The following is a 22094-nucleotide window of genomic DNA, read 5'->3' as shown; positions in this document are numbered from 1 at the left end:
TCGTAAAAAAGTAAGATTGGAGCAAGATTGTGTAATCAAAATCGACAATATTAATATCCGAAAATTTGAACAACAACTACAAATTGTTCAGATTCAGAATGAAAATTGTGAAAATCAAAACGATGGTAGCATTAGTTTCAGAGTTTTCGACGGAAAAGTTCCCTACACAGCCATTTTAAGAAATAACAAAACCAACACAACAGAAACATTAAACAACATTGGTGAAAATACTGAGGTTTCATTTGCAGACCTTTCTCCCGCTGAATACACTCTAACTATCAATGATTCAGGAACTTGTGAAAATGTGTACAATTTCTCTATAAAAGGGGCTATTTCTTTGAAATTCAACGCATCAAACGAATTATTGTGCATTGACAACACATCAATATCACAACTCACATTAGCTTTTGAAGATGCAAATTTAGATTTGTCACAAGTTAGTTATAGCTTTAACAATGAGGCAACTAAGTTTTCTTTTGATAAAATTCAAGGAAGAACCGCTTTGCTTTATCCTAAAAATCTACCAAATGGAAGTAACCAAATTTCAGTATTTTACAACAATTGTACTTTCACAAAAACAATTGATTTTCAAAATATAAATCCTTTGAAAATCACACAAGTCAGAGATAATTCCTTACTCTCTGCCATTAAAATTTCAGTAAGCGGAGGCAGTGGCAATTATTATTTCTATTTTAATGATATTTATCAATCATCTGACACGTATTATCTTCGTTCATTTGATGAGGGTTATGTGAATAGTAATGGACAAGAAGTTAAGAAAATCCGAGTGCGTGTTGAAGATAGCTTGGGTTGCATTACCGAAGAAATTTTAGAAGAAGTTTTCCACGACATAAAAATTCCAAATTATTTCACACCTGATGGAGATGGAATTAACGACACTTGGCAAATCAAAAACGCTCAAGGTTATGCACGTATGATAATTGATATTTATGACCGAATGGGAAGAAAACTTAAAACAATGACTTCCAAAGATTCTTGGGACGGAACATTTAACGGAGCTGCCTTGCCAAGTGGTGATTATTGGTATCATTTGCAATTTAACGAAGCGAAAGACAGACGAACATATACAGGGCATTTCACGCTTTACCGATAGAAATTAACCAATAAAAAACGCAAAATGAAATTCATTTTGCGTTTTTTTGTTACTGGAATTCAGCTTCTTCATCGCTTTCAATCCCCAAAGCCTCATAAATGTATCTAAAGGTAGAGAGCAATTTAGGCTTTCCGTTTACGATAGCCACATCGTGTTCAAAATGAGCGGAAGGCTTTCCATCAGCGGTGAGTATTGTCCAACCGTCTTTTAACTGTTTGATTCTGTGGGTTCCCATATTAATCATCGGTTCAATGGCAACTACCATTCCTTCTTTGAATTTCTTCCCACTGCCTCTTTTTCCATAGTTTGGCATCTCAGGATCCTCGTGCATTTTTCTGCCAAGACCGTGCCCTACCAATTCCCGAACCACTCCATATCCGTGATTTTCGCAGTAATTTTGAATAGCATAGCCCACATCTCCGACACGATTTCCCACCTTGAATTCACGGATGCCTATATAAAGAGATTCTTTTGTTATTTGCAATAATTTTCTTACCTCAGGGGATACTTCTCCTACTTCAAAAGTATAGGCGTGGTCACCATAAAATCCGTTTTTTAACGCTCCACAATCCACAGAAACTATATCGCCCTCCTGCAAGGGAGTGTTATTAGGAATTCCGTGAACTACCTGAGCATTTGGACTAACACACAGCGTATTAGGAAATTTATATAATCCTAAAAAACCCGGAATAGCATCCTGACTTCGGATATATTCCTCAGCTATTTTATCCAACTGCAAGGTTGTTGCTCCTGGTTTTATTTCCTTTGCAAGTAAACCCAATGTTCGTGAAACTATTTGGGCACTCTCCTTCATTAGCTCAATCTCTTCTAATGTTTTTATATGTATCATTGTTATAAATAAGAAACTATATTTTGTTTCCCTAACTTGTCAATTTTATTTTTTAAACCTTTTCAGTAAACCTGTTGTAGAACTATCGTGTTTAGATATTTCAGCGGACTCAATATCTTTTAAAATATTATTTGCCAATTGTTTACCTAGTTCTACCCCCCATTGGTCATAACTAAAAATATCCCAAAGCACACCTTCTACAAAAATTTTATGCTCGTACATTGCAATCAAAGCTCCTAAACTTTCAGGCGTAAGTTTTTCTATTAAGAAGGTCGTTGTTGGTCGATTTCCTTCAAAAACTTTAAACGGAATCAAAGCTTCATTTACTTTCTCACCCATTTCTGCTCGTACTTCAGCTTCTGTTTTGCCTTTCAAAAGAGCTTCTGTTTGAGCGAAAAAGTTAGCCATCAATTTGTTATGATGATTTGTATCTCCGTACAAAGAATGTTTGTAGCCAATAAAGTCTGTTGGGATTAGTTTTGTTCCTTGATGAATCAGCTGAAAGAAAGCGTGTTGTGAATTTGTTCCGGGTTCTCCCCAAATGATAGTTCCTGTTTGGTAGTTTACAGGTTTTCCACCACGATCAATTTGTTTTCCGTTACTTTCCATAATACCTTGTTGAAGATATGCAGAAAGACGATGTAAATACTGAGTATAAGGGATAATAGCCTGACTCTCTGCTCCATAGAAGTTATTATACCAAACGCTTAACAAGGCTATCACAACAGGAATATTATTTTTAAACTCCGCAGTTCGGAAATGCTTATCCATTTGGTTAGCTCCTTTCAGAAGTTTATCAAAATTTTCATAACCTACTGATAAAGCGATTGATAAGCCAACAGCACTCCACAACGAGAAGCGACCGCCAACCCAATCCCACATCGGGAATACGTTATCAGAATCTATTCCAAATTCATCAATTTTTTTCAAATTGGTAGAAACTGCCACAAAATGTTTTGCAATATCTTTTTCTGAAGCCGATTTCAAAAACCAATCCTTGATTGTCAAAGCATTAGTAAGCGTTTCTTGAGTTGTAAACGTTTTAGAAACAATCACAAACAAAGTAGTTTCAGGGTTCAAATGCTTGATAGTTTCCATCACGTGGTCGCCATCAACATTGCTCACAAAATGAACATTAAGATGATTTTTATAGAATTTCAATGCCTCTGTAACCATTGCAGGTCCCAAATCTGAACCTCCTATCCCTATGTTTACTACATCTGTAAATGTTTTGCCTGTGAATCCTTTTCGTGTTCCTGAGATAATTTCTTCGGAAAATAACTTGATTTTTTGTTTAACTTCTTTAATTTCAGGAAGAACATTTTTCCCATCTACCAAAACTGTGCTATTTTCATCAGCACGAAGAGCAGTGTGCAGTACAGCTCTATTTTCGGTGGCATTGATATGGTCTCCGGCAAAATATTTTTCAATGGCGTCTTTCAACTGGCTTTCCTCAGCCAATTGCAATAATAATTCCATCGTTTTTTCATCAATCCTATTTTTAGAATAATCTACGAAGACATCATTCCATTCGATTGAAAATTTTTCAGCTCGTTTTGGGTCTTTTTCAAAAAGTGTTTTTGTATGTACATTCTTTACACTTTCAAAATGTTTTTTCAATTCTGCCCAAGTTTTTGTTTCTGTGGGATTTATATTTTTTAACATATCTCAATAAATTTTAATCTTCAACCATTAATTTTCAATAACTTAAAAAAACAGAAAAAACCTTGCTTAAAGCTTAAAAAGCTATGGCAAAGTTTCATCTTTTTGCTATCATTTCGTTTTTAATTTTGAATATACAAGATTTTTACAACTGTGAAAGTGTCTGCTCTTCAACACTTAAATCCATATCGTTCTCTTTCTCTTGAGTTTCTTCCTCAATCGGAACTGCTTTCAGGGCGTCTAACTGCTGTTTTACCGAAGCAATATCTTGCAAATATCTCTCTTTCAATTTCTCATCAATCGGGATGGACTCAGGCATTTTTTCTTTCAAAGGATCAACTTGTTTGCCATTTTTCCAAAAACGATAACAAACGTGAGGTCCAGTGGCAAGTCCTGTACTCCCAACTTTACCAATTATATGACCTTGTGGAACGTGTTGTCCTTTTTTCACCAAAATTTTGGACATATGCAAATATTGTGTCGTATAGGTTGCATTATGCTTGATTTTCACATAATTACCATTCCCTCCGTTATATCCGGCTTCTATGACCGTTCCTGCTGCCGTAGCCCGAATAGGTGTTCCGTGAGGTGCCGCATAATCCGTTCCGAAGTGATTTTTCATACGATGTAACACAGGATGATAACGCATTCCAAATCGGGAAGTTATTCGAAATATTTCCAAAGGAGCCTTCAGAAACATTCGCTTCATCGTATTTCCTTTTTCATCGTAAAATCCTTTTTTACCTGAAACAGAATCTGTTACATAATTAAATGCATAATACGGCTTTCCTTTATGTTCAAAATAAGCTGCTTTCACATTAGCTACGCCTGCGTAAATGGTATCATCTACATAACGTTCTTCATATATAATTTTAAAATTGTCGCCTTCCTGCAAATGAAAAAAGTCAATCGTATAATCAAAAATTTGAGAAAGGTTGAACGCCACATTGTAACTCATTCCCACATCCAATGCCGATTCAATTAAGCTATTTTTAATGAAACCTGCCTTTTCTCGCTCAACAATCGTTATCTTGCGTTTCTCGCTGTAAGCATAAATGGAATCGGACATCTTTACAACCACGTACTCTGTAAGTGAAGGCTGATATACGAAACTATGTGGTTTTGAAGGATTCTTCTTATCGAAAAGCAGAGCATAAGCCTTACCGGCTCTCAACATTCTGGAATCAAGCACTTCCTTCATTTTGGTAGAAATTTCGTGAATTTCAGAAGCCCCTACATTATTGGAAGCCAATATCTTACCAAAAGTATCCCCTGATTTTACCGTATCTTTAACAATACTGTATTCATCTAAATTAAAGCCAAATTCAAAAACAGGCTCTTTTTTGGGTTCTTCAACAACAACTATTTTCTCTTTTTCCTCCTTTTTCTCCTCTTTTAGTTTTGTTATTAATCCGTCGCAACTCCAGAAAAAAGGCGTCGCCAAAAGGAAAAAGATACCTTTTTTAAAATCTTCTTTCAATAACATTTTTTCAATATTTTAATTCCACAAGCAATCTTAATTCTTTATAAGATTACTCACTATTACATTTCAAAGCTAAAATCCGTCAAAAATCGGAATAAAAAATGATAAAATCAAGTGTTTTGACATATTTTTACATCTTCACACTTGATTTTAAATCATTTACTAATTATTTTTAAGTTCTGTAGGATATTTCAAACCATTAAATCCATCCAAATCGGCAACCAATGAACCCACTCGAAGGCTTGCTTTTACCCTAACAGGAATTTTATTTTTATCATCTGTAATCCAGAGAGTTAAACTTTCCTGTTCTTTAAAAACACGCCCATCTTGCACCAAAGGTCTAAAAATCATCGTATTGACAGAACCGAATTTGGTTTTAATTCTCTCTTTTCCTAAGTACCTCAATTTGAATTTGAATATTTCATCATCATCAAAAATCATATCCATTTCCACTTCTTGCCCTTTCTGAATGCTTTCTATTTCAGGGCGATGACGAAGGGAATAAAATCCAGAAATCACATCCTGAATCCCCATAGGCACTGCAATTTCTGTGGAAGCACCTGTTTCAATGTTATCAATTTTTGCCTTTTGGGTGTTGTGATTGAAATACATTTTCAAATGTTTGGTGTACCCTCCTTCATAAATATCTCGTACAAAATGGCGAGGAGCGTCATCTTTTATCCCAAAATAGCTTTCGTAAGTGTCATCTACCTTAAAAAATACCCGGGCCAACCCCGTTGTAGAACCTTTCCCCACTGCGTGAAACACTCTTTCTCCCCCATAATCCACTTCTTTTAGATGTAAAGTAGCTTCACTCGTATTAAATATTCCATATTTTACCTTGAATTTCAACCATTCTCCCCCTTTAAAAGGCAACTCTTGACCTTGCATATTACAAACAAAAGTCAAGAAGAAGAAGAAGAAAAAAGTCATTATTTGTTTCATATACTTATCCGATTTATTACTATTCAATTTATGGCAATGCAAGCATTATGCCAAATATAAGAATATTATATTCTTAAAATAAAAAAAGCCCGATAAAACTATCGGACTTTTCCATTAACCAACCAAAACTTTAAATTATGAAAACTATTATTTGAAGTTTTACAATGAGCTACCACCCTCATTGCACTGCAAAGGTACGAATAATTTTCATAATACAATGCCTTCCCCCTACTTTAACAAAAAATTATTACCAAACTTTTGTTTTTTCCATTCTTTTTGGATAAAATTAAGGAATTAAAACCACAAATTTTAACGGATATTTTAATAAGTTATTTGTTAAAATTTTATCGTTTATCCATCCAAACAAGAAAAACAACCTCTAAATAATCGAATTTTTAACTATTTCCCTTGTTTTTCTCCTCAATCCACTTTCGTGCATTTACAAAAGCCTCTATCCAAGGTGAAACCTCATCGTGGCGACCTTCGGGATAATTCGCCCAATTCCACTGAAAAACAGAACGTTCAATATGTGGCATCGTTACCAAATGGCGTCCCGATTTGTCGCAAAGCATTGCCGTATTATAGTCCGAACCATTAGGATTAGCTGGATAGCCTTCGTAAGCGTATTTTGCCACAATATTATACTCATTTTCAGCCATTGGCAAGCTGAATTTTCCTTCTCCGTGCGAAATCCAAACACCTAATGTTGTTCCTTCCAACGAAGAAAGCATCACAGAATTATTCTTCTCAATGGTTACCGAAGTAAATCCACTTTCGTGCTTACCGCTATCATTGTGAATCATTTTTCCGTGTGTTTTGTGTTCGGGATTAATCACTTCCAACTCCATAAACAACTGACAACCATTACAAATTCCCACCGAAAGTGTATCTTCTCTTTTGAAGAAATTTTCCAAAGCTGTTTTTGCTTTTTCATTATAGAGGAAAGCTCCTGCCCAACCTTTGGCACTTCCCAATACGTCCGAATTTGAAAATCCGCCCACAGCCCCGATGAATTGCACATCTTCCAACGTTTCTCTTCCCGAAATAAGGTCGGTCATATGCACATCTTTCACATCGAAGCCTGCCAAATACATTGCATTTGCCATTTCTCGCTCCGAATTGCTTCCTTTTTCACGAATAACAGCCGCTTTCGGGCGTTTTCCGCTCGGAAGTACAGGTTTTTCGCCCGTAAAATGCTTCGGAAATACAAAATTTAAAGGTTGTTCCGAGTAATTTTGATATCTTTCCGTTGCTCTATCGTTTTTGGTTTGTTTTTTATCCAATAAATAAGATGTTAAATACCAAATATCACGTAATTCCGAAATATTAAACGATACTTCTTTATCAAAATTCTTAACATTCAATACATCAGAATTTGTTACCATTCCAATTTTGAAAACCTCAATTCCTTCTGATTTCAGATAATTTTCTGCTTCTGTATTTGCCTGAAAAACAATACCAATATTTTCGTTAAATAATAATTTTACCGTATCTTCCTCTTTTAAAGCCGAAAAATCAAAATCAGCTCCCAAATCATTTTCAGCAAAACACATTTCTAACAAAGTAGTAATCAGCCCTCCACTTCCGACATCGTGTCCTGCTTGTATTTGACCTTGATTTACAAGATGTTGAATTGCATTAAACGCCTTTTTAAAATATTCAGCATTTTTGATGGTTGGAGCTTCATTCCCGATTTTGTTTAAAATTTGAGCAAACGATGAACCTCCTAATTTAAATTCATCTTGGGAAAGATTGATGTAGTAAATATTTCCGCCGTTTCGCTTCAAAACAGGTTCTACCACTTTGGTAATATCGGTGCAATTTGCAACAGATGAGATGATTACCGTTCCGGGAGCAATTACATCTCCGTTAGGATATTTCTGCTTCATTGAAAGTGAATCTTTTCCCGTTGGAATATTGATTCCCAATTCAATAGCAAAATCCGAACATCCTTTTACAGCTTCGTACAGGCGGGCATCTTCTCCTTTATTTTTACAAGCCCACATCCAATTAGCTGAAAGTGAAACACCTTTAATTCCATTTTTTAGCGGAGCCCAAACAATGTTGGAAAGAGCTTCTGCCACAGCGTTTTTACTTCCTGCCACAGGGTCGATAAGTGCCGTTAGTGGCGAATGCCCTATGGTTGTTGCAATCCCCTCTTTTCCTTGATAATCAAGAGCCATAACTCCCACATTATTAAGTGGTAATTGCAAAGACCCGACACATTGCTGCTTGGCTACACGTCCGCCCACGCATCGGTCAACCTTGTTTGTGAGCCAATCTTTACAAGCCACGGCTTCGAGTTGTAGCACTTGCTCCAAATATGATTTTATATTGCTTTGATAATATGTCAAATCCTGATAAGTAATTGATACAGAAGTATCTTCCATAATGGTTTTAGGCGAACTTCCGAACATATCTGAAAGATGCAAATCCAGCGGTTTAGTGTTTTTCTTCTCAGAAACAATTGAAAAACGCTTGTCCGAAGTAACCTCTCCCACCTCATACATTGGGCTTCGTTCACGCTCGGATATGGTTTTTAATTTTTCAATATGTTGTTTTCCAATGACTAAACCCATTCGCTCTTGTGATTCATTCCCAATAATTTCCTTATCGGAAAGCGTTGGGTCGCCCACAGGAAGTTTGTCTAAATCAATTTTTCCTCCCGTTTCTTCAATAAGTTCCGAAAGGCAGTTCAAATGCCCACCAGCTCCGTGGTCGTGAATGGAAACAATCGGATTTTCGTCAGCTTCTACCATCGCTCTAATGGCATTTGCTGCCCGTTTTTGCATTTCAGGATTGGAACGCTGAATCGCATTTAGTTCAATTCCAGAACCAAATGCTCCCGTATCAGCACTTGAAACAGCAGCTCCACCCATACCGATTCGGTAATTTTCGCCACCCAAAATTACAATTTTATCCCCTTCTTTGGGCTGATGTTTTATGGCTTGTGATTTCTTTCCATAACCCACACCACCGGCTAACATAATTACTTTATCGAATCCAAGCCTCACCCCCTTCTCCTCTCCGAAGGAGATGGGTGTTTCCTCGTGTTCAAAGGTTAAGAGAGAACCCGCGATGAGTGGTTGTCCGAATTTATTTCCAAAATCGGAAGCCCCGTTTGAAGCTTTGATAAGAATATCCATCGGGGTTTGATACAGCCACTTGCGTTCGTCCATTGCTTTTTCCCAAGGGCGATTTTCTTCCAAACGAGAATAAGACGTCATATAAACGGCTGTTCCTGCGAGCGGTAACGAACCTTGTCCGCCTGCCAATCGGTCGCGAATTTCACCTCCTGAACCCGTAGCAGCTCCGTTGAAAGGCTCAACCGTTGTCGGAAAATTATGTGTTTCTGCTTTGAGCGAAATAACAGATTCAAATTTCTTAGTTTCAAAAAAGTCAGGCTTGTCCGAAGTTTTTGGAGCAAATTGCTCTACCACAGGACCTTGAATAAAAGCAACATTATCTTTGTAAGCAGATACAATTTCGTTGGGATTTGTTTCAGAAGTTTTCTTGATAAGTTTAAAGAGTGAGCTTGGTTTCTCTTCTCCATCAATGATAAAAGTTCCGTTAAAAATCTTATGGCGACAGTGTTCCGAATTAATTTGAGAAAAACCAAAAACCTCAGAATCAGTAAGTTTTCTACCCAATTTTTTAGATAGATTTTGTAAATATGTTACTTCTTCCGAACTTAAAGCTAATCCCTCTTTCTGATTATAAGCTTCTATATCATCAATTTCCAGAACAGGTTCTGGTGTAATATTTATGGTAAAAATAGATTGATGTAGTCCGTTATATTTTTGGAAGAGCATCGGGTCAAAATCCGTGAAATCTTCATTTACCTCTGAAAATTCTTCAATACGAACAATTCCTTGAATATCCATATTTTGCGTAATTTCAACCGCATTGGTACTCCACGGAGTAATCATCGCTGCACGAGGCCCCACAAAGAATCCGTTAAGTGCCTGTTGGTCAATTTTTTCAGCTCCACCAAAAAGCCAATTTAGTTTAGAAATTGTTTGCTCAGACAAGTTTTCGGTGGTTTGCACCGCATATAAATTTTGCTTCGGATTTTTAAAGAAGTGTATCATTGATTTATGGATTTAAGCGACAAAGTTAGACAAAAAAAGTGAAAAAAGGAAAGAGAAACCCAAAGCTTTGTTAATGTTTTCAAAATTAATTTACTCCAAGTAACTAAACTAATAAAAATTGTAATCATTAATGAAATTCTTAGTTAATGATTATAGGCATTTTTACTTTATAAAAAAAGGGAATATTTAATAAATACTCCCTTTTCTTAATATAAATTTTAAACAAATAAACTATTTCAACCGCTCTTAAAATTAACTCAAAGCCTCTGCTCCTCCTACAATCTCCAGAATTTCGCCTGTAATGGCTGCCTGACGTGCTTTGTTATAGGTTAGCTTAAGCTGACTTCTGAGTTCGTTCGCATTATCCGTTGCCTTATGCATCGCCGTCATTCGTGCTCCGTGTTCAGACGCAACCGAATCACGCAAGGCTTTGAAAATCTGTATTTTTAACGAACGCGGAATAAGTTCCTTTACGATTTCTTCTTTAGAAGGTTCATAAAGATAATCTACCGATGATTGTTCCTTATCTGTTTCTACTGATTGAATCGGCAAAAATGTTTCTTCCGTAACAATCTGAGTTGCTGCATTTTTAAAACTATTGTAAACCAATACAATTTTGTCAAATTGACCCGAAGCGTACAACTCCATCAACTCCGAAGCCAACTCAGAGACAGCTGCAAAATTCAGATTATCAAAAATATGTGTTTCGTGCTTGTATATTTTTTCTGTTTTTTTCAAAACATCATTTCCTTTTTTACCGATAGTGTAAAACCGTACATTCAGATTTTTGTACACTTCAGTTTCAAGTTCTACCACTTTCTTGATAATATTGGAATTGAATGCTCCGCACAAACCTCTGTTCGAAGTAATTGGAACTATAAGCACATTTTTCGCTCCCTCAGAACGTTCATTATAAACGCTTTCATTTCCCAAAGCCGAACTCAATTGTTCCAGCAATTGTTTCAACTTATAAGCATAGGGTTTCATCGCCAAAATAGCATCTTGGGCTTTTTTGAGTTTTGCTGCCGACACCATTTTCATCGCTCCCGTAATTTGCATCGTGGAACTAACCGATGAAATCCTGCTTCGTATTTCTTTTAAATTTGCCATAATTCTTTTTAAAATCTATACCCAACTCCTATTTGTCCTATCGAACTTCTCAAAATATTACTTTCACTTAAATCAATTCTTGAATCAATTTTTGAAGTATCCAGCATTTTAAGAAAATTATTTGTCCAACGAACTTGTATGAAAAAAGCTGGTTTAAAAGGCATTGAAAAATGATATGTAGCACCCAAATCAATACCAAAATCCATAGTGTTATGAGTTGATTTTACACTTACATTTGAAAAATCAAGCGATTTTGCTGAAAATCTGTATGTTATTTGAGGCCCTCCTTCAATTGAAAATTTTGGGAGTGGCATTATTTTGACCAAAACAGGAATTCTTAAAACGTTCGAATGTATATCTATTTCATAAGAATGATCATTTTCTGAATTCTTTTTAACAATAGTTCCTCCTTCAGTTGAAAATATAACCTCTGGTTGTATTGTTACATTCCTTTGTTCTGTTATTATAAGATCCATAAAAGCTCCAATATAGAAACCATTACGTCTTTCGAAAGAATCTGCATTTAATTCTTTTCCTCGTAACCAAGACTGAGCTAATCCTCCCTTAATAGCAAAACTTTTGCTTTGGGCTTGTAGTGTTAAAATACTAATAAATAAGAAAATTAAAGATATTATTTTTTTCATTATCAGTCTGTATAAAAACTATTTCACGTATTTCTCAGCAATTTCTTTGGCTGTTTTTTCCAGAATTTCTGTGATTTTGTCGTTAAACTGACCTGCTTTCAACTCATCTAAAATATCACGATGTTGCAGATTCAAAAATTCCAAATATTCTTTTTCGAATTCTTTTACCTTATTTACAGGTACTTGACGAAGCAAGTTTTTAGAACCTACGTAAATAATTGCAATTTGATTTTCAACCGTATATGGGTCATTTTGCGATTGTTTCAAAATCTCCACGTTACGTTTTCCTTTTTCGATAACGTTCATTGTGGCAGCGTCCAAATCAGAACCGAACTTAGCGAACGCCTCCAATTCGCGGTATTGAGCTTGATCAAGTTTCAATGTCCCCGCAACTTTTTTCATCGACTTAATTTGTGCCGAACCACCCACACGCGATACGGAAATACCTACGTTAATCGCCGGACGTACCCCAGAGTTAAACAAATCGGACTCCAAGAAAATCTGACCGTCAGTAATTGAAATTACGTTGGTTGGAATATATGCCGAAACGTCTCCCGCCTGAGTTTCAATGATTGGCAAAGCCGTAAGCGAACCGCCTCCTTTTACCAAATGCTTGATGCTCTCGGGTAAGTCGTTCATCCCCTGTGCAATTTTGTCATCGGCAATTATTTTAGCAGCTCTTTCCAACAAACGAGAGTGCAAGTAGAATACGTCTCCAGGATACGCCTCACGTCCTGGCGGTCTTCTAAGCAATAACGACACCTCACGATAGGCCACCGCTTGTTTTGACAAGTCGTCATAAATAATCAAAGCCGGACGCCCCGTATCACGGAAATACTCCCCAATAGCAGCCCCCGCAAAAGGTGCATACACCTGCATCGGTGCCGGATCAGAGGCATTTGCTGCCACAATAGTGGTATAAGCCAACGCTCCGTGGTCTTCCAACGTTTTTGAAATTGCCGCTACGGTAGAGGCTTTCTGCCCGATAGCCACATATATACAGTACACAGGTTTGCCTGCGTCGTAAAATTCTTTCTGATTCAAAATGGTATCAATACAAACGGTAGTTTTTCCGGTTTGGCGGTCACCGATAACTAACTCACGTTGTCCGCGTCCGATAGGGATCATCGCATCTACCGATTTAATTCCCGTTTGCAAAGGTTCATTTACCGGCTGACGGAAAATAACTCCGGGTGCTTTACGCTCCAAAGGCATTTCATAGAGCTTCCCTGCAATAGGTCCTTTTCCGTCTATCGGATTTCCGAGCGTATCTACCACACGCCCCACGATACCGTCTCCTACTTTTATTGATGCAATAAGCCCTGTACGCTTAACCGTATCCCCTTCTTTAATATCGGTAGAGGGTCCCAACAAAGTGATACCCACGTTATCTTCTTCCAGATTTAATACGATGCCTCTCAAACCATTATCAAACTGTACCAATTCTCCGTATTGTGCGTTTGACAAACCAAAGATACGGGCAATACCGTCTCCCACTTGCAACACCGTCCCTACTTCTTCCAGTGAAGCCGTAGCATCAAAGTTTCCTAATTGTTCTTTTAAAATTGCTGAAATCTCAGCGGCTTTAATTTCTGCCATTTCTTAAAGTTATATCTTTTAATAATAAAAAATCATTTTTAGTAATGTTAATTGCAAAATGTTTACAATTAAGCAAAAAGTTTTTCTTGAAAATCTTGTTTTAGTTTATTCAGTTTATAGGCAATACTCGCATTGTACTGAATATCTCCTATACGAAGAATAAACCCTCCAATGATATTTTCATCTACCTTATTTTCAAGAGTAATATTTCTATTTTGTGTCAAACTTTCAATCTTACGAAGTACCTCACTTCTCATAGTTTCAGTAAGAGGAACTGCTGTTGTTACGATTGCCGTTTTGTTATTTTTATGTCCATCATACTGAATTATAAACTTTTGAGCAACCTGATTTAAAATAGACAAACGTCTATTTTCAATCAGTAATTTAAATAATCTGCGTACCTCAGGAGAGATGTCCACAAAAATTTTTTCCAAAACATTTTTCTTCACAACGGTTTTTACAATAGGAGAATCTAAGAGATGACCCAGCTCCTTGTTTGCACTTATCGTTTTGTGAATCAAAGTCATATCCTGAAATACTCTTTCAGCAGAATTTTGCTGTAAGGCATATTCCAAAAGTGCTTTTGCGTATCTGTTAGCTACTCTAAATCCGTACATATTTTCTTAATTTAAAGTAGCTCCTTTTAAATATTCATCAATTAGGGCGGTTTGCTTCTTCTGGTCAGAAAGCTCACTTCTCATTACTTTTTCAGCAATTTCGATAGACAGAGAAGCTACTTGGTCTTTGAGCTGAGCCACAGCCACTTTTTTCTCAGAATCAATAGTTTGTCTGGCTTGTTCAATTAGCTTTTGACCTTCTTTTTGAGCCTCTTCTTTTGCTTCAGCAACGATTTTGTCTTTCAATTCTTTCGCTTCTTTGAGCATTGCATCACGCTCGGCACGTGCCTCAGCAAGCAAACGCTCATTGTCAGCTTTAAGGTTCGCCATTTGCTTACGAGCTTCTTCGGCGGCGTCCAATGCACTGTTGATGGAATCTTCACGTTGTTTAACTGCCGAAAGGATTGGTTTCCAAGCGAATTTTGACAACAAAAAAAGCAAAATGATAAAAATCACAGTTGCCCAAAACAAGAAACTTTCAGGATGTGTAAAATTCATTATTTAAAAAATATTTATTTAGTGATTAGATTTCTTTTTTACATAAAAACCACCTTGCAACCAACCGTTGCAAGATGATTTTTGATTTTAATTACTTCGCGATTAACGCAACTACCACAGCAAAAAGGGCAACACCCTCAATAAGAGCGGCAGCGATAATCATAGCTGTTTGAATTTTTGAAGCAGCTTCTGGCTGACGAGCAATACCTTCCATTGCGGCTGCTCCAATTTTACCAATACCGAAACCTGCTGCTAAAGCTGCAATAGCAGCCCCAATTCCTCCTAAAGCTAAAGTCATAATAAAAAAATTAAGTGTTAATAAAAAATATATAATTATAAAAAATCTTCAAATCTGTGTAACTGTTAATGATGCTCCTCTTCAACTGCCTGTCCTATAAACAAAGCTGACAACAAGGTAAATACATAAGCCTGTAAAACTGCAACTAATAATTCCAATACATTGATAAATAAAGCAAAAGCTACAGACACTGGCGACACCGCAAGCGTTTTAAATATAAAAATTAAAGACACTAAACTCAAAATAATGATGTGACCTGCTGTAATGTTAGCAAACAAACGCACCATCAACGCAAATGGCTTGGTGAACATTCCTAAAATCTCAACAGGAATCATAATTGGAGATAACCAAACAGGAACGCCGGGAGTAGCAAAAATATGTTTCCAATAATTTTTATTACTACTAAACAATGTTACCAAAAAGGTTACCACCGCCAAAAATCCGGTAAACAATATATCATTAGTTAAAGTGCCTGCAAACGGGAAGAAAGGAATCAATCCAAAAAGATTTCCGAACCAAATCAGAAAGAAAATCGTCAATAAATAAGGCATATAACGGACATACTTTTTCTCTCCTATCTGAGGAATAGCAATGTCATCACGCACAAAAAGAACTATCGGTTCCAAGAAAGCCGTAACACCCTTCGGAGCTCTTTGATTCTTTTTGTAAGATTTTGCCATCGGGATGAAAACTGCCAACAATAACAATGAAACCAAAATCATTGAAAATACGTTCTTTGTAATTGAAAAATTCCACGGACGATTATTAGTTACGTGACCAGTTTCATCAAAATTAAGCGTTCCGTCAACATTTGTATAGAAAATTTCTTCGTGAAAACGAGCGAATTTCATTCCGTTACGTTCAACTATTACCTTACCTTCGTTATCGTGATGAAACTCACTTGACATAAATGTTACTAATCCGTTTTCCGTCCAAAGAATAACCGGAAGTGGCAATGAAATTGAAGACTCTCCTTCTCCATAAATATGAAATTCGTGTGAATCAGCAATGTGATGCATAATCATTCCCACAGGATCAAAAGACTCTCCCTCCTTAGTTTCAGCAGAAAATCCTTGAAAAGGCAGAAAAAATAATAAAGATAAAATAAAATGTTGAATTATGTTCCTTGTTATCATTATGGTTTAATAAAAGTACAGTACAATATTTTTCTTAATTCGGCAAATTTACATTTTCAGACGGAATTAAGAAAATTTTCAGAATATTTTTTTCAAACATCAAATGTTAATATCTGTAACAAATTGATTATTAAAGAAAAAAGAATTATTAAAAGTCAAAAAAACATCTATTTAAAATTATTCTTAATTTTACTGTTTTAATAACTATTTCTCTGCTTCTAAAATTTTTGTTTTTAGAGGATTTTCCATCAATGAATCATACTCAAGTCTATTTCTAAAAACATCAATTGCCATAAAAACTGCGTGCCGAAACGAATCTGCATCAGCAATGCCTTTCCCTGCAATTTCATAAGCCGTTCCGTGGTCGGGCGAAGTGCGTACCTTGCTGAGCCCTGCAGTGTAATTCACTCCATTTCCAAAAGATAGCGTTTTAAAAGGGATTAATCCTTGGTCGTGATATGGTGCTATTACTGCATCGTAATTGCAATAATTTTGTGTTCCAAAAAAACTATCGGCAGAAAATGGTCCAAAAACCAAAATGTCTTCTTCAAATAATTTTCTCAATGCCGGACGAATAACCTCATCATCTTCCGAACCAATTACTCCTCCATCGCCACAATGAGGATTGAGCCCCAGCACAGCAATCTTAGGACGTTGCAAACGAAAATCCTTTTTCAATGATTCGTTCATTAAACGTATTTTATTAAAAATAAGGTCTTCCGTAATATGTGAACTAACATCTTTAAGCGGAACGTGGTCAGTAAAAAGCCCTACCCTAAGCCCCTCACTTACCATAAACATCAAGCTTTGCCCTTCCAATTCCTTTGCTAAATAATCCGTATGTCCGGGAAAGTTAAATTCCTCTGACTGAATATTATTTTTGTTAATCGGAGCGGTTACTAACACATCAATCAAACCTTCTTTTAAGGCTTCAACTGCTTTTTTCAAAGAAATAAAGGCGTATTTTCCTCCATCTTCCGTAACTTGACCAAAGGTTACATTGGGAGATTCTTTCCAGCAATTCAGCACGTTAAGCTTTCCAGGTATTGCATTTTCGATTTTATCAATTCCTTGAAAATTTGTGTTTACATTAAAATATTTTCGCTGAAAAGAAACCGTTTTATTTGACGCAAAAATAATTGGCGTACACAACTCCAACATCTTTGAATCTTCAAATGTTTTAAGAATTACTTCCAACCCTACTCCATTCATATCACCAATGGAGATTCCCACTTTTACCAAATTATCTTTCATAAAAACGCATTTTTTATCACTTTCTTATTAATTAATAATCAATTTATTAAACAAAAAGAAATGCAATACATAGTTCTAAAAAGTATTATATTCCGTGTATTTTATATATTTGTGGAATACAAGGGAACAAAAGTACAAAAAAAACGTAATTTAAAAAGTTTAAAAACTTCAAATCAACAAAATTTTCTAAAAAATGGAAACATACCGCAGTAACGGAAAGCTTTTAATTACAGGTGAATATGCTGTTTTAGACGGAGCTTTGAGCCTTGCCTTACCCACAAAACAAGGACAAACATTAAATATCATTCCTCAAACAGATGGATTTACTTGGAAAAGCTACGATGTTCATAACAAAATTTGGTTCGAAACTCAAAACTTGGAAACAAATAACGTTAAATTCATTCCAATTGTTGATACCTTAAAGAAAATTTTGAAAGTAGCGAGTGAAATGAACCCTTCGTTTTTAAAAAAAATGAATAATTGCTTGGCTCAAACGCATTTGGAATTTGAACGAAATTGGGGATTGGGCTCTTCTTCTACACTGATTAACAACATTGCACAATGGGCTGAAGTTTGTCCGTTTGAGTTGTTATTCAGAAGCTTTGGAGGAAGCGGATATGATATCGCCTGTGCAAAACACAACACGCCCATTTTGTACAAGTTAGAAGCAGGAAAGCCAAAAACTTATCCCATAAACTTCCATCCTTCTTTTAGTAATAAACTATTTTTTATACATTTAAACAGAAAACAAAATAGTAAAGAAGGCATTACACATTACAAAACCATCAAAAAAGGCAAGGCAAAACTTTGCTCCCAACTCACCGAAATTACCGAAGAGCTTTTACGGTTTCCTTCCGAAAAAGAATTTTGTACCTTATTGGAGCAACACGAAGAAATTTTAGCTAATTTTCTGGACATTCCTACTGTTAGAAGCTTGGAATTTCCGTACTTTAAGGGGACTGTAAAAAGTCTGGGAGCTTGGGGCGGAGATTTTGTGCTGGCTGTGGGTGAGGCTTCATACGTAAAAGAATATTTTTCAGCCAAAGGTTTTTCAACGATTATTTCTTATAACGAAATGATTCTATCATAATTAATTTTAAAAATAACAATTGCCCGATTAATCATAATCGGGCAATTGTTTTACTCTTTTTCAGAGCTACTTATTATCTTATTTGTCATTCAAAGCAGCTTTCACTTTTGAAGTAGGAAGGAAAATTTGGAAACCAATTCTTAGTCCTAAATCTCCTTGTCCGCTTGTGTTTCCTCCACCTACAACAGCATTGAATTTAAGCATAGCGTCCAAACTTACATTACGTGTAATGAAGTAAGCATAACCAGCTCCTATTCCCAAATCCACACCATTAGTAGTGCTTCCTGAACTTGAATTATTTCCTCCAAAACCAAAACTTCCTTCTCCGAAGAAACGTCCGTTTTTCAAAAGATTTAGATGATCTTTACCTACATAGTAACGTCCAAAACCACCTACATTCCAGTTAGTTTGTGTATCGCTTGAACCCTTCACTTTAAACACATTTAAATCTACAAGTCCGCCCACTACGAAGTTATCGGCTACAAAATAACCAGCCTGAGGAGTCAAATGAATATTCAATCCGTTAGTGAATTTCATATTAGCCACCTGACCACCTACCATCCAGTTTCCTTTTTGGATTTGTGCATTCGCATTGTTAAAAATTACTGCTCCTAATACAAGAGCAACTCCTAAAATAAATTTCTTCATTTGTTAATATTTAATTGTTTTACCTTTGCAAAGATACACATTTTTTTCAAAAAACCAAATTATTTTGAAAAAATCACGCTATACATTTAAACTTTTTTATACACTAACTTCCGAAAAATTTATTTGTCCGCAACATTCATCTTGCTAATTTTTACAAAATGTTTTTGTATTTTTGTAGAGTCCGAGAATAGTAAACTTTAAAAGAACAATGAAGCAACATTTACTAATTCTACTATTTTTCTCCGCTTTAGTGGATTCGGTTTCGTTTGCACAAATGAGTAAACTTCCGTTTGTTCCTCCCGTACATAGTTATTTACAGAAAGAATACAATGCAGGCACACAGAATTGGGACATCACACAGGATTCAAACGGAATTATATACACAGCTAATAACCAAGGGGTTTTATCATTCAATGGAACTGAATGGGAATTACATTACTTACCTGAGAAAAAAATTGCTCGTTCCATTTTTATAGACAAAAACCGTATTTATGTAGGTTCGTTTGAAGAATTTGGTTATTTTGAACAAAGTGCACGCGGTACAATGAAATACACCTCTCTAAAAGAAAAAGTACCAAATTACAAATTTCAAAATGACGAAGTTTGGAAAATATTCAAACACAAAGAAGTTATTTATTTTCAAACATTTTCTTCCTATTTTACTTTTGACGGAAAAAAAATAACGGCTTTTAAACCGCAACCTGCTCCATTTGGGATGTATTCTGTTAATGGAACATTATATATGCAAGGAATTAATGATGATTTTTACAAATTGGATAACGAAAATACACCAATCCCCATCATTGAAAAAGAAAAAATAAACTTTGACCACATCATAGGCGTTTTTCCACGAAAGGAAAAGTTAATTTTAATCACAATTAGGAACGGATTGTTCATTTACGACCCTGAAAACAAAGAAATCAAACCTTTCAAAACAGATTTTGATGAACAATTCAAGAAAATTTCCTTAAATAGAGCTTTAAAAACCTCTGATACTACACTGATTTTAGGCAGCTTAAACAAAGGTATTTTTGCTATAAACTTCGAAGACAGAAAAGGAATTTGGAATATTGACAAATCAAACGGACTGAATAATAATACCGTTCTGGGGTTGTATGAGGACTCAGAAAAAAATATTTGGGTTGCTCTTGACAATGGAATTTCACACATAGAAACTCAATCGAAATTATCTTTCTTTAACTTACTTTCGGACATTGAATTAGTAGAAGATATGGAGTTTTTTGAAGGGAAAATCTACTTGGCATCAAACAAGGGTCTTTACTTTTTAAGTGAAAATTCCATACGAAAAATCCCTGATTTCAACCAACAGATTTGGTTTGTAAAAAGATTTGATAATCAGCTTTTTGTAGGGCACAACAAAGGGATTTCTGTCATCAGCAATAATAAACTGCAACTACTTAAAAATGTGGGAGTTGGAGGAATGGATATTAAAAAAGGGATTATCCACGGACAGGAAGTTTTGATTGGTTCTTCGTACACTTTTCTAACGGTTTATAAAAAGGCTACAAATGGAGAATGGATTGATTCCCATATAGTTGAAGGTTTTTCGGATTTAATTAAACATATTGAAATAGACCACGCGGGAAACATCTGGGCTGACCACGTTCATAAAGGCGTATATCACATTGAACTGGAAGAAGATTTAAAAAAAATCAAGAAAATTAAATTATACAATCATTTTGAGACAAAGAAAGAATCAGGCATATTTAGATTACTGAAAATCAGAGGGAAAATCATTTTTACCGATGGAAATCAATTCTACATATATGACGAAGAAAAACAAAATATCATTGCGTGCAAATCATTAAACCAAAACCTAAACAGCCTTGCAAAAACCCATAAAATAATCCCCATCAACAATGATTTATTTTGGTTCATCACCGACAAAAATTATTATTTAGTTTTGTATGAAAATGGAAAATACCAAATTAAAGACAAAATTGCTTTCAAAAGTTTGAAAAAACCTTCTAACGAAGAACGTGCTACCGTTTTCGTGAGTGAAAAAAGCGAATCTTTCTTTTGCCTTAACGGATGTATTGCAAAGTACAATCCTGCCAAAGCTGAAAAAGTAAATCCTTATAAACTCTCTCTTAAGTCAATAGGCTCTTACAACCGTAAGTTAGACAGATTTAACCTTGAAGATTTAGATTCCTTTTTATCAATAGATTACAACCAAAATAGTTTAGTTTTTAATTTCACATATCCGCATTTTTCAAAAGAATCTCCACAACTGACGTATTATTTAAAAAATTATGACAGACACTGGAACAAGTCTTCAACCGATTTCAAAGTTAGCTACCAAAACCTCCCACAAGGAGAATATATGTTAAAAGCAAAAGTTACTGATAATTTGGGAAATAAACTTTCCGAAATTGAAATTCCTTTCAAGATAACTACTCCTTGGTACAAGTCCGCTGTGGCTTCTGTCATATATGTGTGTATTAGCGTTTTGCTATGTATCTCTCTCATTCTCTTTTATTTCAAGTACAAACTAAAGAAAAAAGGACAACTTCTTGAAGGACGAGAAAAGGAAATCACAAAGCTACAAAACAAAATGCTTGAAGCAGAACTGCAACACAAAAGTAAAGCTTTGGCAGGAGCAACAATGATGAACATTAAGCACGATGATTTTTTAAAAAAATTAATAATCGACTTGGAAAATTTTATGCAAGAACACAAGATTTCAAAATTACAAAGTAAACCGATTATACAACATATCCGTGAAAACATTTCAAAAGAAGATGAATGGTTGGTTTTTCAAGAAAATTTTGATATGATTCACAAGAATTTCTTCCGAAATTTAAAATCAGAATTTCCTCATCTTACTTCCTCAGATTTAAGATTATGCGTATTGATTCGCTTAAATTATTCAACCAAAGAGATTGCTGCTATGCAAGGTATTTCAATTCGTGGTATTGAAACGGCTCGTTATCGCTTACGCAAAAAGCTCAACCTTAATGAAAATGACACCTTAACCGATTTTTTAATCTCTTTTTAAATCATCATTCTTTTTAAGGCAATCCGATTAAAATTT

At 35.4% G+C, this 22094-nt stretch carries 17 protein-coding genes; 3 read left to right on the top strand and 14 right to left on the bottom strand.

Annotated elements, in window-relative coordinates; genetic code table 11:
* On the top strand, window positions 1-1114 hold a 1114-nt coding region (locus GN105_RS09935; RefSeq protein WP_155285240.1), incomplete at its 5' end, for a T9SS type B sorting domain-containing protein.
* A 49-nt stretch (window positions 1115-1163) separates the two neighbouring features.
* Here the strand turns inward: GN105_RS09935 and map are convergent.
* The 13 genes from map to pdxA all read right to left on the bottom strand — a co-directional run bounded on the left by map (window position 1164) and on the right by pdxA (window position 17301).
* Window positions 1164-1964 carry a type I methionyl aminopeptidase gene (gene map / locus GN105_RS09930; RefSeq protein ID WP_155285239.1) on the bottom strand — a complete coding sequence of 267 codons (801 nt, stop codon included), beginning with the start codon at window positions 1962-1964 and terminating at the stop codon, window positions 1164-1166.
* Between the two features lie 45 nt (window positions 1965-2009).
* Window positions 2010-3629 (bottom strand): glucose-6-phosphate isomerase, encoded by a 1620-nt coding sequence (pgi, locus tag GN105_RS09925; protein WP_155285238.1) that lies wholly within the window; start codon window positions 3627-3629, stop codon window positions 2010-2012.
* 142 nt (window positions 3630-3771) lie between these two features.
* Complete coding sequence (locus tag GN105_RS09920; RefSeq protein WP_155285237.1) at window positions 3772-5112, bottom strand: M23 family metallopeptidase; 1341 nt, start codon at window positions 5110-5112, stop codon at window positions 3772-3774.
* A gap of 159 nt (window positions 5113-5271) precedes the next feature.
* A complete protein-coding gene (locus GN105_RS09915; protein WP_155285236.1) occupies window positions 5272-6054 on the bottom strand; it encodes a DUF3108 domain-containing protein in 783 nt (260 codons plus the stop codon).
* Between the two features lie 395 nt (window positions 6055-6449).
* A complete protein-coding gene (gene purL, locus GN105_RS09910; RefSeq protein WP_155285235.1) occupies window positions 6450-10145 on the bottom strand; it encodes a phosphoribosylformylglycinamidine synthase in 3696 nt (1231 codons plus the stop codon).
* Between the two features lie 252 nt (window positions 10146-10397).
* On the bottom strand, window positions 10398-11255 hold the full coding sequence (atpG, locus tag GN105_RS09905; protein WP_155285234.1) for an ATP synthase F1 subunit gamma: 858 nt from the start codon (window positions 11253-11255) through the stop codon (window positions 10398-10400).
* A gap of 8 nt (window positions 11256-11263) precedes the next feature.
* Window positions 11264-11899: a porin family protein gene (locus GN105_RS09900; RefSeq protein ID WP_155285233.1), complete on the bottom strand. Its 636-nt coding sequence runs from the start codon at window positions 11897-11899 to the stop codon at window positions 11264-11266.
* 18 nt (window positions 11900-11917) lie between these two features.
* Window positions 11918-13498, bottom strand: coding sequence for a F0F1 ATP synthase subunit alpha (gene atpA, locus GN105_RS09895; protein ID WP_155285232.1), 1581 nt, complete (start codon window positions 13496-13498; stop codon window positions 11918-11920).
* A gap of 68 nt (window positions 13499-13566) precedes the next feature.
* Window positions 13567-14115: an ATP synthase F1 subunit delta gene (atpH, locus tag GN105_RS09890; RefSeq protein WP_155285231.1), complete on the bottom strand. Its 549-nt coding sequence runs from the start codon at window positions 14113-14115 to the stop codon at window positions 13567-13569.
* Window positions 14116-14121: 6 nt separating this feature from the next.
* Window positions 14122-14613: a F0F1 ATP synthase subunit B gene (locus GN105_RS09885; RefSeq protein ID WP_155285230.1), complete on the bottom strand. Its 492-nt coding sequence runs from the start codon at window positions 14611-14613 to the stop codon at window positions 14122-14124.
* A gap of 91 nt (window positions 14614-14704) precedes the next feature.
* Window positions 14705-14911 carry an ATP synthase F0 subunit C gene (gene atpE / locus GN105_RS09880; RefSeq protein WP_018280211.1) on the bottom strand — a complete coding sequence of 69 codons (207 nt, stop codon included), beginning with the start codon at window positions 14909-14911 and terminating at the stop codon, window positions 14705-14707.
* Between the two features lie 65 nt (window positions 14912-14976).
* Window positions 14977-16047, bottom strand: a complete 1071-nt coding sequence (atpB, locus tag GN105_RS09875; RefSeq protein WP_155285229.1) for a F0F1 ATP synthase subunit A — start codon at window positions 16045-16047, stop codon at window positions 14977-14979.
* Between the two features lie 204 nt (window positions 16048-16251).
* Window positions 16252-17301 carry a 4-hydroxythreonine-4-phosphate dehydrogenase PdxA gene (gene pdxA / locus GN105_RS09870; RefSeq protein WP_155285228.1) on the bottom strand — a complete coding sequence of 350 codons (1050 nt, stop codon included), beginning with the start codon at window positions 17299-17301 and terminating at the stop codon, window positions 16252-16254.
* Between the two features lie 193 nt (window positions 17302-17494).
* On the opposite strand from pdxA, the gene GN105_RS09865 reads away from it, so the two are divergent.
* Window positions 17495-18391 carry a GYDIA family GHMP kinase gene (locus GN105_RS09865; RefSeq protein ID WP_155285227.1) on the top strand — a complete coding sequence of 299 codons (897 nt, stop codon included), beginning with the start codon at window positions 17495-17497 and terminating at the stop codon, window positions 18389-18391.
* 78 nt (window positions 18392-18469) lie between these two features.
* Here the strand turns inward: GN105_RS09865 and GN105_RS09860 are convergent, their stop codons facing one another.
* Window positions 18470-19039, bottom strand: a complete 570-nt coding sequence (locus GN105_RS09860) for a hypothetical protein (RefSeq protein WP_155285226.1) — start codon at window positions 19037-19039, stop codon at window positions 18470-18472.
* Window positions 19040-19247: 208 nt separating this feature from the next.
* Between GN105_RS09860 and GN105_RS09855 the strand changes: the two genes are divergently transcribed.
* Complete coding sequence (locus GN105_RS09855) at window positions 19248-22058, top strand: triple tyrosine motif-containing protein (RefSeq protein WP_155285225.1); 2811 nt, start codon at window positions 19248-19250, stop codon at window positions 22056-22058.
* The last annotated feature ends 36 nt before the right edge of the window (window positions 22059-22094 follow it).

It is taken from the genome of Capnocytophaga felis (genome assembly GCF_009684755.1).
Taxonomy (GTDB): domain Bacteria; phylum Bacteroidota; class Bacteroidia; order Flavobacteriales; family Flavobacteriaceae; genus Capnocytophaga; species Capnocytophaga felis.
Note: the sequence above shows the minus strand (reverse complement) of the source record. Positions and strands in the feature narration are given on the sequence as shown.